The sequence below is a fragment of the Devosia sp. A16 genome (assembly GCF_001402915.1).
In the GTDB taxonomy this organism is placed as follows: domain Bacteria; phylum Pseudomonadota; class Alphaproteobacteria; order Rhizobiales; family Devosiaceae; genus Devosia_A.
Genome location: NZ_CP012945.1, coordinates 2,688,487 through 2,701,794, shown reverse-complemented (window position 1 = coordinate 2,701,794; position 13,308 = coordinate 2,688,487). Strand labels below are relative to the sequence as shown.

Here is a 13,308-nt window from a genome sequence, read left to right as displayed (position 1 = left end):
CGCTAATTGCTACTCGCTGATTTCTGGCACGCTTCTTGCCCTAGGCGCGTCAATCATGCATGGATGGCGCCGGAAGCCTCATAGCAGTGCCTTAGGGGAAACGCGCGTATGGCCTTGTCGCCACGGCTCGAGGTTCGTCAGAGCCAGGGCCTGACGCTCACGCCGCAATTGATGCAGTCGATCCGGCTGCTGCAGCTCAGCCACCTCGAGCTTCAGAGCTTCGTCGAGGCCGAGTTGCTGCGCAATCCGCTGCTCGAGCGCGAGGACGGCGCGGAGCCGGCCGAGGAGGCAGCGGAGGCGCCGGAGCGCCCGGCCGAGCTCAACGCGGCGGAAGACACCGTCGACTATTCCGAACGCATCCAGTCGGCCGATTCGATCGCCAACGGCTATGACACCGAAGTGGAGAACGTCTTTCCCGACCAGTCGGCGCCGGAGCGGCAGACCGACGCGACGCAGTGGAACGAGCGCGGCGGCGGCGAGGGCGAGGCAGCCGATATCGACCAGTTCGTCGCCGCGCGCCCGACGCTCGCCGATCACCTCGCGGCGCAGGCCGGCCTGATCATCGGCGATCCGGTCGAACGGCTGATCGCGCAGTTCCTGATCGATAGCGTCAACGAAGCCGGCTACCTGGTGGTGGAACTGGAAACGGTGGCCGAACTGCTCGGCGCCCCCCTCGCGACGATCGAGGCGGTGCTCGACAAGCTCCAGGGCTGCGATCCGGTGGGCGTCTTCGCCCGCGATGTACGCGAGTGCCTCGCGCTGCAACTGCGCGAGCTGGACCGGCTCGACCCGCTGATGCTGCGCCTGCTCGACAATCTCGAACTGATCGCCCAGCACGATCTGGCCGCGCTGGCGCGGGCCGTCGGCGCCGATCGCGAGGACCTTGCCGACATGCTGGCCGAATTGCGCCAGCTCGACCCCCGCCCCGGCCGCGCCTTCGAGGCGGGCCCGGTGGAATCGGTGGTGCCGGACGTGTTCGTGCGACCGGGCTCCGGTGGGGAATGGCAGATCGAGCTCAACCCCGATGTGCTGCCGCGCGTGCTGGTCAACCGGACCTACTATGCCGCGGTGACGAGGAAGACCCGCGACAGCGCCGAGAAGAGCTTCCTCACCGATTGCCTCGCCACTGCCAACTGGCTGGCCAAGAGCCTCGACCAGCGGGCCCAGACCATCCTCAAGGTCACGGCCGAGATCGTGAAGCAGCAGCACGGGTTCCTCGTCCACGGCATCACCCATCTCAGACCGATGACGCTCAAGGCGGTTGCCGACGCCATCGAGATGCACGAGTCGACGGTCAGCCGCGTCACCTCGAACAAGTATGTCTCGACGCCGCGCGGGCTGTTCGAGATGAAGTACTTCTTCACCACCGCGCTCGGCTCCTCGACCGGCGAGGGCGATCACTCGGCCGAGGCGGTGCGGCACCGCATCCGGCAACTCATCGATGCCGAGCAGCCCACCGATATCCTGTCGGACGACACCATCGCCGAAATGCTGCAGAAAGAGCGCGGGATCGAGGTGGCCCGCCGCACCGTGGCAAAATATCGCGAGGGGATGAACATCCCCTCCTCGGTGATCCGGCGCCGCCAGAAGCGCGCGGTCGCGGCGGCGGCACGATAGCGCCTTCGGGTAATCGGTGTCGACACCCGGCATTTGAACCCAAAGCCGATCCGCGCATTGCCCCTCGGATTGGGGCGGTCTAGACTCGCTCCACCGGGGTGACCACATCTCTTGGTGGCGGCTTACTCCGGCCGACCTGACCAAAGAGAAAGAGGACCTCCATGACACTGCGCGTCTCGGGAAAGAACATGGATGTCGGCGATGCGCTGCGGATCAAGGCGCAGGGCCATTTCGACACGGTGGTGAAGAAGTATTTCGACGGCAACTACACCGGCCACCTCACGCTCGAGCCCGAGGGCTCGGGGTTCAACGCCCAGTGCATGGTGCACCTCGATTCAGGGGCCGTGCTGCAATCCAGCTCCTATGGCGGGGATGCCCTGTCGGCCTACCAGGGCATGGCCGACACCATCGAGAAGCGGCTGCGCCGCTACAACCGCAAGCTCAAGGCGCACCGCCGCGGCCCCAACGGCGCGGGCGAGGAAGCGGCATCCTATGTGCTCGCCGCACCCGACGAGGATGAACTGATGGAGGACTATTCGCCGCCGGTGATCGCCGAGGCGACCTCCAGCCTCCGGCAGATGTCTGTGGGTGAGGCGGTGATGCAGCTTGATCTGACCCAGGCGGAAGTGGTCGTATTCCGGCATGCTGGACATGGTGGCCTAAATGTGGTCTACCGCCGCGCCGACGGCAATATTGGCTGGATCGATCCAGCCCTCAAGCCGAACTAGGGCTCCGGAAAAGCTTGGTCTTTCCGCATCCACGATGGGAACTTCTTGATGGAATTGGCTGACATCCTCTCGGAGGACTCGGTGCTTGTTTGCTCAGGGATCAAGACCAAGCTGGACGTGCTGCAGCGGCTCTCCGAACGCGCCGCGACGATCTCGGGCCAGGACAGCGCGACGATCTTCGAGGCGGTTAACCACCGCGAACAGCTGGGCTCGACCGGCCTGGGCAACGGCATCGCCATCCCGCACGGCAAGTTTGCCGGGCTGGGCGCGGTGACGGCGGTGTTCGCCAAGCTCGAACAGCCGGTGGAGTTCGAAGCGGTGGACGATCAACCGGTCGACCTGGTGATGCTGTTGCTGGCGCCCATGGGCGCCGGCGCCGACCATCTCAAGGCGCTGGCGCGCGTTGCGCGGATCCTCCGCACCGACTCGGTGGTGGCGCGGTTGCGCCGCTCCGACGATGCCGGCGAGCTTTACGGTATCCTGACCCAGCCGCTCGAAGCCACCCGGGCCGCATAGCGCGGTGAGCCATGCTGCCCTCGGTAATCGACTGGTTGCTCGATACCGATCCGGCCATTGCCTGGCAGGTGATGCGCGACCTGACCGACGCTCCCGAGGCCGCCTGGCGGGCGGAGCGCCGTAAGGTGGAAACCCAGGGCTGGGGCGCCCGACTTCTCTCGTGCCAGGATGATGACGGCCAGTGGGCGGGTGGCGCGTTCGTCCCCGCCGGCTTCGACTGGGCCGAGTGGCAAGAGCGCGGACAGCCCTTCACCGCAACCTGCTTCGCGCTGACCCAACTCAGGGAGTTCGGCCTCGATCCGCGGTCCGACCGGGCGCAATGGACAGCCTTGATGGTGGGCCGCAACGCCCGCTGGGACGAAGGCGGTCAGCCATTCTGGGACGGCGAAACCGAGGAGTGCATCAACGGCCGCACGGTGGCAGACGGCGCCTATTTCGGTGTCGACGTCGCAGGTATCGTCGAGCGCCTGTTGGGCCAGCGGCTCGACGATGGCGGCTGGAACTGCGAGCGGGCCAATGGCTCGCAACGCTCATCGTTTGCCACGACCATCAACGTGCTTGAAGGCCTGCTTGAGTACGAACGGGCAACTGGCGGCTCGGACGATGTACGTGCGGCCCGCAGATCGGGCGAGGAGTACCTGCTGGAACGACGTCTCTTCCGGCGCCTCAGTACGGGAGAGCCGGCGGACGAGCAGTTCCTGCGGCTCACCTACCCCAATCGCTGGCGCTACGACCTGCTGCGGGCGCTCGACTACTTCCGGGCGGCGGGATTGCTGGACGACTGCCCTCCCGATCCCCGGCTCGACCTGGCCATCGAACAGTTGCGAGCCCGGCAGCTCGACGATGGTCGCTGGCCGCTCGACTGGAAGCCGGGCGGACGCGTGTGGTTCGAGATGGACGACGGCGTGGGCCGGCCATCGGCGTGGATCACGCTCAGGGCGCTACGCGTTCTCAGGTGGTGGCAGCCGTAGCGCGGAGCCCGGCCTGCGCCACCGGAGCTTTCGTTCAGTGCAGCGTGACGATGCCGAACGACTTGTCGCTCAGCCATTCCGCAACGGCTTCCTCGCTGTCGCCGACCATCAGCGGCGAGCCGTCGGCCGAGACCACGATGTGGAAGTCGGAGTCTTCGTTGAATTCACTGTCGGGCAGGATCGGACCCATGTCCGCGCCCTTGACGTGCTTGACGTAGACCACCGCGTTGCCGCCAAGCGCCATGAACTGGGCCGGGGTCAGGTTCCGCAGGGGATTGTCGATTGGATGTTCTCTGTTCTCTTGCACTTCATGTTCCCCTTTCTAGGCAGAACGGATCTCGATACGGCGGGCGATCTTTTCGGCTCTCGGACGGACAACTGCGATCATCAGCATGCCGTTCCGTAATATCGCGTCTTTGACCACCATGCCGTCGGCGAGGAGGAAGTTTCGCTGAAACTGCCGCGCGGCAATGCCGCGATGCAGGTACTCCCGGCTGGCGTCGTCCCGCTGCCGGCCTCTGACCAGCAACTGGTTGTCCTCCACCGACACCTCGAGGTCGGCCTGTGCGAACCCCGCGACGGCGATGGAAATCAGGAACGTCTCCACGCCCTCGGCATCGAGCGAGCGCTCGATATTGTAGGGCGGATAGCCATCGGCGGCTTTGCTCAACCTGTCGATACGTTCCTCGAACGCGTCGAAGCCGAGCAGGAAGGGCGCCGAAAACATGGAGACGCGCGACATCCGGATCGTCCTTGTTCCAAGCAACGGTGTGGAGCGGCCCGAGTTTCAGTGGCGCCGTTCCATGCCCGTGATATGGGTCTGGGACCCTTCCCAATCAAGACCGCCGCCCGGCGGGGAGCAGGACTTTGACCGACAAGACGGTGGCGGTGGTGATCCCCGCCTACAAGGCGGAAGGCTTCATCGCAGAGGCGGTCGGCAGCCTGCGCAAGCAGACCCATACCGATTGGGAAGTTTGGGTCGTCACCGACGACGGGGAAGATTACGAAGAGCTGTTGGGCCACGCCGGCCTCGTCGATAAACGTTTCCGTTTCCTCAGCACCGGGCGGGTCGGCGCCGGAGCCTCGCGGGCCCGCAACCTGGCGCTCGACCGTATCGAGGCACCCTATGTGGCGATCCTGGATGCCGACGATCGCATGAAACCGCAAAAGCTCGAACTGGCGGTGGCGGCGCTGGCCGAGCAGCCCATCGTAGCCTCGGCGCTCGACGTGATGAACGACCGTTATGACCGGCTGCGCCTCGTCGGTGTCGGCCCGGACCGGGTGCTGACGCCCGGGGCCTACAAGTTCGTCAACCTGTCGATGGATTCGATGATCGTGTGGGATCGGCGGCGCTGCGATGCGCGCTACGATCTCGGGCTCAGCAACATGACCGACCTCGAACTGCTGATGCAGCTATGGCGCAGCGCCGAGACGGTGCACCAACTCGGCACGCCCCAGCACGACTATGTGAAGGTCTCGACCTCAATGAGCAACGGCGCCGGCTTCACCGAGAAGATGATCGCCTCGAAGAAAGCGCTGCTGCAGCGACTGGAGACCGGCGCCTACCGCTTCGCGGCGCCCGGCGCCGCGGAGGGACTCATTGCCTTTCTCGGCTTGTCGCTGGCTGCGGAAGCCGCCTATCCCATGGCGCTCGATGAGCGGCCGGGACTGTTGTTCGAGGATCATCTCGAGCCGATGCTGAGGGCGTATGAGGCGCGGGTGAAGCTGGACTGAGCTGCCTTACCGGCGCGGACGGCTGACGGCTCGCTGCCACAGTGTTCCCAGCCGCGCGAGGTTGAGTCCGATGTAGGCTGCAAGGAAAGCGCGTCCAGGCAGGTGCAGGGGGCTGTTCCATACCTCGCGCATGCCGGCCCGCCGCAGCGCGCGCCACTGAGCGCGACTGAAGGCCCAGTTGCGGCTGACGCCCTCCTTGCGGAAGTATTTTCGGCACAGCGTCTCCGGGACTCGAACGAAGGCGCCGAGCAGGGCGAGGTGCAGCAACCAGGTCCAGTCCGCCGAGAACTCCCCTGCCGCATTGGGCCTGATGCCACCCACCCGGCGAACGGCTTCGGCGCGAAACAGGCCGCGATTGGGGATCCACCAGTGGCCTGTGTGGCCGCCCATCAGCAGCCCGCGCCGCAACGGACTGCGGACCTTCGACAGCGTGTCGAAGGCGATGATCTCGCTCCTGCCATCCAGATGGACGAGCTCGACATCGGTGAAGGCGAGCATGGCATCCGGTCGGTGACGCAGGGCCTCGACCAGCTTTTCGACGTAAGTCGGCGCGATGAGGTCGTCATGGAAAGCAAAGAACATCAATTCGCCGGCGGCGTTGGCCATCAGGTCATTGGAGTTCCGCAGCCAGCCCAGATTGGCGTCGCGCCTGAGGATGCGCACATTGCTTTGCGTCGCTGCGAAGGCCGAGACCAGCTCGAACGTGTTATCGGTCGAACAGTCTTCGCCGATCAGGATTTCGAGATCGGGCCAGGTCTGGGGCGGCCAGGCTGTCAAGCGTGCGGCCGATGAACGCTGCCGAGTTGTAGCAGGGCAACAGCGCCGTGACCGTGGGCCGCCACTGCGACATGGAGCTCACGCGCTCGCTCCCACGGCCGCGACAACCCGCTCCGCCAGCAGCGGCGCTGTCGAGTATTTGCCCGTATCGACCGAGAAGTAACTGCCCTTGCGACGGATGCCGAAACGATCGCGCCGATGGATACTGGCACGTGGGTCGTCCAGCGCTCCGGTTTCCTCGGCGTAGACGAAGCCGCCGCGCAACTGCACCGTCTGAGCGGCGTCGAGAATATCGTGGACGCCAGGAAACAGATCGCCCATGGCGGCTCGAACCGCGGCGATGAACCGAGCGGCATCGGGACCTTCAGGTGAAGGCGGCTGGCGCAGTATGAGATCATCGCCCTCGGCTAACTTCCCCACAGGGTACCAAGAGAGGTAGAAATCGCGGCCGTTGTAGTTCTTGACGTCCCCGAAGGGCCCGACCGACACCAGAGCACTGGGTGTGTCGAGAACGCGGCCGGTGCGGAGGAACAGGCCCAGCCGATAACGGTGAGACCACGCGGTCGGCAGCGCCACGCCCGCCGTGCTGTCGATCGCCAGCCGCCCTTCCCAAAGCGCATTCACCACGACGTCGAAACTCTCGGCCGACCCGCCGGCGGTCTCGACCTGCCAACGACCACCCCCGCTGTCGAGCGGACGGGCCGCGGTGACCGTCGTCCCGAGCCGCAGCTCGACACCCGGTTGTGCAAACAGGGCGGCTGCCAGCAGGTCGGCCACGGCCTGGGTATTGAACGAGCGCTCCGGAATCTCGAAAGCCGCAACGATATCATCCGAGCTGCTGAGCGCCGCCATTTCCGTACGCGACAGCCGTCTGGTCCGCGCCGACGAGACATCGGTGAGATAACGCGCCGCGCCGGGGTGCTGCCGCACCACCGCATCAATCTGGGCGAAGGTGTCGGCGAGGGTCGCCGCATCGACGACCGAGCGACGGTGCACCGCGATGATATCGTTGAGCGGGGTCATGTACGGCTCGAGGCTGCACGACAGGAGTTCGCTCATCACCGGGCTGAACCGCACGGCACCATCGATCAGCAGGCGCGCGGTGTTGAGGGTCCGGTCGGCGCCATAGACATAGCCCAGGTGGATGCGCCCCTCGTGCCAGCGACTGGCGCACGTGACCGGCGTCGCTTCCTTGTCGTAGACCGTGACCCGATGCCCGCGACGGGCAAGGAGCATGGCGACGCAAGCACCAAGCACGCCCGCGCCGAGCACGGCGATCCGCCGCGTCATGGACGACCCGCCAACATGTTGTGCGAGCCCTCCACGCGACCCTACTTCAGCGCCGCTTCGACATCTTTGAGATACGGCACCGCCGGCTGTGCGCCGGGCTTCAATACGGCCAGGCTGGCGGCCACTGCCGCGCGGCGCATCGCGGCTTCGAGGTCCAGCCCGCGATCAAGGCCGGCGGCGAGGTAGCCGCAGAAGGTGTCGCCGGCGCCGACGGTGTCGACCGGATCGACCTTCATGGCCGGGACGGCAAAGCTGCCGGTGGGGGTGGCGGCACGGGCGCCATCGGGACCCAGCGTGACGATCACCGTCTGGTTCTGCGACCTGGCCCAATCGGTCATCGCCGCGTCGAGCCGGTCGATGCCAGCGCCGGTCAAGAGTTCGAACTCGGTTTCGTTGGCGATGACGATCGAAGCCTGTTCGGCCACCGCCCTGGTGGTCTTGAGGAACGGCGCGGTGTTGAGGATGGAGACGACCCCCTGGGCCTTGGCGAGTTGCAGCGCCCGCTCGGTTGCCGCCTGCGGGATTTCCTGCTGCAGCATCAGCACCGAGCCGATGCCGAGCCCCGCAAGCGCCGCATCGGCGTCGGGCGGCCCCATGGTGCCGTTGGCGCCGGGGAGGATGGCGATCACGTTCTCGCCCGCCTCGTCGACGAAGATCATGGCGATGCCGGTCGCGCCTTCGACGGTGCGCACGTGGCTGAGGTCGACGCCGTCGGCGCGCAGGAGTTTCAGCGCTTCATCGGCGAAGCTGTCGGACCCGGCAGCGGCGAACATGCGCACCTCGGCGCCGGCGCGGCGGGCGGCCAGCGCCTGGTTAGCGCCCTTGCCGCCGGCGGCCATCGAAAACTCCTCCCCCGGCACGGTCTCGCCGGGCTTCGGGATACGGCTGACGGTGCCGATCAGGTCGAGATTGGTGGAGCCGAGGACAGTGATCAATTGAGGACCTTGGGGATGGTGTTCCAGTTGCGCATGGTAGCGACTGCGCCCTTCTCCAACTGCCGGTCGAACTTGTCCAGTCCCGGACCGTGCCGACCGTCTGGCTGGCGATAGCCGACGAGGTAGATTTCGCGCGCGTCGACCCGCACCACGTCGTAGTCGTCGGGGACGCCGGTATAGTTTGCGCCGCCAGGCAGCGGCTTGTCGAACAGCATGACGTAGCGGTGGAAGCTGCCCTCGTCGGGATATCCGGCGAACGGTCCTGCCGCCAGCATCGCCTCGATCTCGGCGCCCGAGCGCATCACCGCCTCGGCGAGATAGCCCCAGCGCTTTTCGATGGCCGCTTCCAGCTCGGCCTTGGGATCGTGCGGGCACTCGAAACGCACATTGCCGCTGGCGAGGATGGTCTTGATGCCGGTGTAGCCGAGTTCTTCGCAGAGCGCCTTCAACTCGGCCATCTTCATCTGGCGCTTGCCGACATTGACGGCGCGCAGGAACGCCACCCAGACGGTCATTGGTGCCCCGCATTCAGCAGTCGACACTCTCCCCCTCGGGGCGACCGCTTGTCGTCCCCCGGGGAGGGATCAAGGGTGGCGGGCGACACAGGCAGGGAGCGTGCTTCTCCCCCCACCCCAGCTCCGCCAAGTCGGTTTGCTCCTGGCTGCGCTACCCTCCCCACGAGGGGAAGGGTGTGCCGACTGCAAAGGTCGCGGGTCACTTCTGCTTGCCCTGGGGATAGACGGTCTCGCCGCGCTTCAGCATCTCGACGAAGCTTTCGATCTTCTTCTTGCGGCCGGCCTCGGTCTTGAGATTGTGCACGCGGAACGCGAGGGCGAAGCGGTTCTGCTCGCTGAGCTTGCCCAGCATTTCCTTGGCCGCGGGCTCGGCGTCGATCGCGGCCTGGAGATCATCGGGGATCTTCAGGTCCTTGCCGGCGCCATAGGCGCGGTCCCAGCGGCCATCGGCCTTGGCAGCCTCGACATGCTTCAGGCCGTGCTCGGTCATCCGGCCGGACTTGATCAGGCGGGCGACGTTGTCGACGTTGATCTTGCTCCAGATGCTTTTTCTGCCGCGGCGAGTGTAGCGCTGCAGGAAGCTCTTGTCGTCAAAACCCTTGCGGACGGCGTCGATCCAGCCCCAGCAGAGAATGACGTCGATCGCCTCCTTGGCGGTGATCGAAGGCAAACCCGAGCCGACCTTATGGATCTTGATCCACACCTCGTCCCAGCGGTCATCGTCGTGGTGCTTCGACAACCAGTCGTAGAACGCCTGCTCGTCCTTGAATTCCAGCACCTTGGCCGGGTCGACATGGACCGGCGCCATCAGTCGGGCTCGCGCTCGATGATTCTGAGCAGCGCCGGCTCGAGCCGTTCGTCATTGGGCAGTTGCAGCCCGAAGGTGCCGGTGAGCAGGTCCCGCAGCTCGGCGACCGAACCGATCAGCCGGCCCTCGCTCGGAGCCCCGACGGTGTGGATGTTGAGCTTGGTATTGAACAGCGCCAGGCGGCGGGTCTTCTCGACCCTCGTAACCAGCAGGTTCCGGGTGAAGAATGCCGACGAGGCGGCGGCCTCGTTCAGTGCCAGCAGCTCATCCATGCTGCGTTCGGTGCGCTCGAAGCTGTAGAGGGCGCGCCACTCCCCTCCGATGTCGATATCGACTTGCCAGGTGCCTTCCGACTCGAGCAGCCGGAAGGTGTCGAGCGGGGTCGCCTGCGGCTGGTCGGCGCGCAGGCGGAGTGGCGCAGTGGCGGTCTGGCCGCCGAAGCCGACATCGGCGAGGTAGGTAACGCCCGCCACTTCGACGGTCAGCACCAGATGGCGCAGCGGCGGCTCCTCGCCCTCCTCGAGCCCCCACAGCACCCGGGCGCCGTGCATCTTCACTTCGTAATCCAGCTCCTCGAGCATGGCCTTGAACAGCAGGTTGTGTTCGAAGCAATAGCCGCCGCGCCGGTCGAACAGCAGCTTCTGCTGCAGGTTGGCGAGGTCGAGCCGGATCGGCACGCCCATCAGCGGATCGAGGTTCTCATACGGAATCGCCGCCGGATGCAGCTGATGCAACTGGCTCAGGGTCTCCAGCGACGGAGCGATCGAGCCGGCAAAGCCGATGCGCTCGAACCAGGCATCGATATTGGCCTTTGCTGCCACGGACATCCCCACCGCTGATTCCGGGAGGGCCATAATGCTGAGCGGAACGGCATTTGTCACCCCGGCGTGGAGAGGACTGCCCGGATGGCGAGGTGGGGGCGGTGCAAACCCCGATCATCAGCGTCGGGGTTGCGAGTCCGCTCAGCGGCCCGGCCAGGCTCGGGGTCATCCCCGCGAAAAGCGGGGACCGTTTGCGGTGGTGCATGAGGCCAAGAAAACAGAGGTTCCCGCTTTCGCGGGAATGACTCGGTGGGTAGCGGCAGCCACTTTGCTCGATTGGAGCGAACGCGCACACGACGAGGTCCTGGCCGCCCCCTCCACCAGCTTCGCTGGTCCCCCTCCCCCGCCACGCGGGGGAGGATCAAGAGGTCACCCGGTGACGATCACCCGGGTGCCGGTGGGGACGCGGCTGTAGAGGTCGATGATGTCCTGGTTGATCAGGCGAATGCAGCCCGACGAGACCGACTGGCCGATGGTGTAAGGCTCGAGCGTGCCGTGCAGGCGGAAATGCGTGTCCTTGCCGTTGCGGTAGAGATAGAGGGCGCGCGGGCCGAGCGGGTTCTTGAGGCCAGGCTCGAGGCCGCCGGCCACCGGGCCGTAGCGCTCGGGCTGGGTCTTGATCATGTTGGCGGTCGGGGTCCAGCGCGGCCACTCGGCCTTGCGGGCGATTACCGCCGAGCCGCGGAAGTTGAGCCCTTCCTCGCGCCCGACGCCGACGCCGTAACGCAGCGCCCGGCCGCCCGGCTGCACCAGGTAGAGGAAACGCTCGGTGGTGTTGACGACGATGGTGCCCGGCTTCTCGCCGCCGGCATAATCGACCTCCTGGCGCCAGAACTGCTGCGGGATCTTGCGGATATCTATGCCCGGCACCGGAAACGGCTCGTCGGTCTTCATCGAGTAATAGCTGGCCCACGGCTCATCGACCTGGATGACGTTGGTCCGCGCGCTGAGGTCGCGCTTGCCGGTGGAGGAACAGGCACTGAGCGCCAGAGCGGCACTCCCGATCAGGAACAGGCGGCGGGTGGTCAAAACGGGTCTCGCAACAAGGGTGGCAATATCAAGGTGTCTACCAGCAAAAAGCCATGGCACTTGTCGAGTGCATTGCGGTCACACTTGGCGGCCAATGCCGATCACGGCGGCGTGTGCGCCGGTCCCCGCCGAGCCAACTCCCGCCCCGGAAAGGTCGCAGAGGCCGCTTGACATCGCCGAACCGTGACATAATGTGAAACCGGTTTCACTCGGCGGGAGGGCACGTGCTGCTCGATCTCACCATTCTCATTCCGCATCTCGGCTTCCTCGCCGAGGGGGCGCTATTGACGCTCGAAGCCTGCGCCCTGGCGCTCGTGGGCAGCGTGATCCTGGGTATGCTGGTCGCCATCGCCCGCACCTCGGCGAACAAGTGGATCGGCCGGCTGGCCTTCCTCTATGTCGACCTGTTCCGCAACATTCCGTTCATCGTGCAGCTGTTCTTCTTCTATTACGGCCTGCCCGAGATCGGCATCTATATCGACGCCTTCACCACCGGGGTGATCGCGCTCTCCATCGCCGGCGGCGCCTATGCCTCCGATGCGATCCGCGCCGGTATCCTCGCCATCGACAACGGCATTCTCGAAGCCGCCGAGGTCAGCGGGCTGTCGAGGCGCATCACCTTCACCCGTATCGTCTTGCCGATCGCGCTCCGCACCTCGGTGCGGCCGCTCGGCTCGGTGCTGATCAACATGATCCTCACCTCGTCGATCCTGTCGACCATCACCCTCAACGAGCTGACCGGCCAGGCCAAGATCGTCGCCTCCGACACCTTCCGGCCGTTCGAGGTCTATGTGGTGCTGCTGGTGGTCTATGCCGCGCTCACCTACCTGGTGTCGCTTGGCGTCACCCTGCTCCATCGTCGCCTCAACCGCGACCTCCAGCCCCAGGTGAGCTGATGCGTTACGCCGAGTTCACCCCTTACGACATCGTGCTGTTGCTGCAGGGCCTCGGGGTCACAGTCGGGCTGTTCCTCGTCACTTCGCTGATCGGGCTCGCCATCGGGGTGATCTGGGGCATCGTCCGCTTCTACCGCGTACCGGTATTGATGCAGATCATCACCTTCGTCGCCGAAGTACTCAAGAACTCGCCGGTGCTGGTGCAGCTGTTCCTGGTGTTCTTCGGCTTTCCGGCATTCTTCCACGTCAACGTGACGCCGGTGCAAGCGGCGATCGTGACGCTCTCGGCCAATACCGCGGCGTTCGTCTACGTCATCGCGGTGTCGTCGATCGAATCCATCGGCCGCGACCAGGTCGAGGCGGCCCGGGTGTTCGGGCTCAGCCGCTGGCAGGTGCTGCGCCACGTGATCGCGCCGCAGGCGGCCGCCTTCTCGATCGGGCCGCTGACGGCGCTGCTGGTCAACCAGTTGCAGGTCACCTCGCTGATTTCGGTGATCGGGGTGCTCGACCTCGCCAAGATCGGCGCGACGCTCAACCTGAGGACGCTGAAGCCGTTCATCGTGTGGACGGCGGTCGGCATCCTCTACTACCTCGCCGCCAAGGCGGTCGCCTCGCTGGGCGCCTGGGCCGAAAAACGTCTGCGGGCGCACAGCGCCTTCCGGGGCCTCTGA

General features: G+C 65.8%; 16 protein-coding genes. 7 read left to right on the top strand and 9 right to left on the bottom strand.

Annotated elements, in window-relative coordinates:
* Positions 1 to 108 precede the first annotated feature (108 nt).
* The 4 genes from rpoN to APS40_RS13175 all read left to right on the top strand — a co-directional run bounded on the left by rpoN (position 109) and on the right by APS40_RS13175 (position 3,832).
* Complete coding sequence (rpoN, locus tag APS40_RS13190; RefSeq protein ID WP_055047492.1) at positions 109 to 1,617, top strand: RNA polymerase factor sigma-54; 1,509 nt, start codon at positions 109 to 111, stop codon at positions 1,615 to 1,617.
* Between the two features lie 161 nt (positions 1,618 to 1,778).
* Complete coding sequence (locus tag APS40_RS13185) at positions 1,779 to 2,345, top strand: ribosome hibernation promotion factor (protein WP_055047491.1); 567 nt, start codon at positions 1,779 to 1,781, stop codon at positions 2,343 to 2,345.
* Between the two features lie 48 nt (positions 2,346 to 2,393).
* Positions 2,394 to 2,861: a PTS sugar transporter subunit IIA gene (locus tag APS40_RS13180; protein WP_055047490.1), complete on the top strand. Its 468-nt coding sequence runs from the start codon at positions 2,394 to 2,396 to the stop codon at positions 2,859 to 2,861.
* 11 nt (positions 2,862 to 2,872) lie between these two features.
* On the top strand, positions 2,873 to 3,832 hold the full coding sequence (locus tag APS40_RS13175; protein ID WP_055047489.1) for a hypothetical protein: 960 nt from the start codon (positions 2,873 to 2,875) through the stop codon (positions 3,830 to 3,832).
* 34 nt (positions 3,833 to 3,866) lie between these two features.
* On the opposite strand, the gene APS40_RS13170 is transcribed toward APS40_RS13175, so the two are convergent.
* On the bottom strand, positions 3,867 to 4,139 hold the full coding sequence (locus APS40_RS13170; RefSeq protein ID WP_055047488.1) for a DUF1150 family protein: 273 nt from the start codon (positions 4,137 to 4,139) through the stop codon (positions 3,867 to 3,869).
* A 15-nt stretch (positions 4,140 to 4,154) separates the two neighbouring features.
* Entirely contained in the window at positions 4,155 to 4,574 is a 420-nt protein-coding gene (locus tag APS40_RS13165) for an Hsp20 family protein (protein WP_055047487.1), read from the bottom strand.
* Between the two features lie 125 nt (positions 4,575 to 4,699).
* Here APS40_RS13165 and APS40_RS13160 point away from each other — a divergent pair, with 125 nt between their 5' ends.
* On the top strand, positions 4,700 to 5,566 hold the full coding sequence (locus tag APS40_RS13160; protein ID WP_055047486.1) for a glycosyltransferase family 2 protein: 867 nt from the start codon (positions 4,700 to 4,702) through the stop codon (positions 5,564 to 5,566).
* Between the two features lie 6 nt (positions 5,567 to 5,572).
* On the opposite strand, the gene APS40_RS13155 is transcribed toward APS40_RS13160, so the two are convergent.
* The 7 genes from APS40_RS13155 to APS40_RS13125 all read right to left on the bottom strand — a co-directional run bounded on the left by APS40_RS13155 (position 5,573) and on the right by APS40_RS13125 (position 11,741).
* The gene (locus tag APS40_RS13155; protein ID WP_055047485.1) at positions 5,573 to 6,343 is read right to left on the bottom strand and encodes a glycosyltransferase family 2 protein; all 771 of its coding nucleotides are present in this window, start codon (positions 6,341 to 6,343) and stop codon (positions 5,573 to 5,575) included.
* Between the two features lie 78 nt (positions 6,344 to 6,421).
* The gene (locus tag APS40_RS13150; protein WP_055047484.1) at positions 6,422 to 7,633 is read right to left on the bottom strand and encodes an FAD-dependent oxidoreductase; all 1,212 of its coding nucleotides are present in this window, start codon (positions 7,631 to 7,633) and stop codon (positions 6,422 to 6,424) included.
* Positions 7,634 to 7,674: 41 nt separating this feature from the next.
* Positions 7,675 to 8,568, bottom strand: a complete 894-nt coding sequence (locus tag APS40_RS13145) for a ribokinase (RefSeq protein ID WP_055047483.1) — start codon at positions 8,566 to 8,568, stop codon at positions 7,675 to 7,677.
* On the bottom strand, positions 8,565 to 9,083 hold the full coding sequence (locus APS40_RS13140; RefSeq protein ID WP_055047482.1) for a DUF1697 domain-containing protein: 519 nt from the start codon (positions 9,081 to 9,083) through the stop codon (positions 8,565 to 8,567). The genes APS40_RS13145 and APS40_RS13140 overlap by 4 nt, the downstream gene beginning before the upstream one ends.
* A gap of 199 nt (positions 9,084 to 9,282) precedes the next feature.
* Positions 9,283 to 9,891 carry a YdeI/OmpD-associated family protein gene (locus APS40_RS13135; protein WP_055047481.1) on the bottom strand — a complete coding sequence of 203 codons (609 nt, stop codon included), beginning with the start codon at positions 9,889 to 9,891 and terminating at the stop codon, positions 9,283 to 9,285.
* Entirely contained in the window at positions 9,891 to 10,712 is an 822-nt protein-coding gene (locus APS40_RS13130) for an arylamine N-acetyltransferase family protein (RefSeq protein WP_197279322.1), read from the bottom strand. Before APS40_RS13130 ends, APS40_RS13135 begins: the two co-directional genes overlap by 1 nt.
* A gap of 369 nt (positions 10,713 to 11,081) precedes the next feature.
* Entirely contained in the window at positions 11,082 to 11,741 is a 660-nt protein-coding gene (locus tag APS40_RS13125) for a L,D-transpeptidase (protein WP_236884102.1), read from the bottom strand.
* Between the two features lie 224 nt (positions 11,742 to 11,965).
* Here APS40_RS13125 and APS40_RS13120 point away from each other — a divergent pair, with 224 nt between their 5' ends.
* Entirely contained in the window at positions 11,966 to 12,637 is a 672-nt protein-coding gene (locus APS40_RS13120) for an amino acid ABC transporter permease (RefSeq protein WP_055047479.1), read from the top strand.
* A complete protein-coding gene (locus APS40_RS13115; RefSeq protein WP_055047478.1) occupies positions 12,637 to 13,308 on the top strand; it encodes an amino acid ABC transporter permease in 672 nt (223 codons plus the stop codon). The genes APS40_RS13120 and APS40_RS13115 overlap by 1 nt, the downstream gene beginning before the upstream one ends.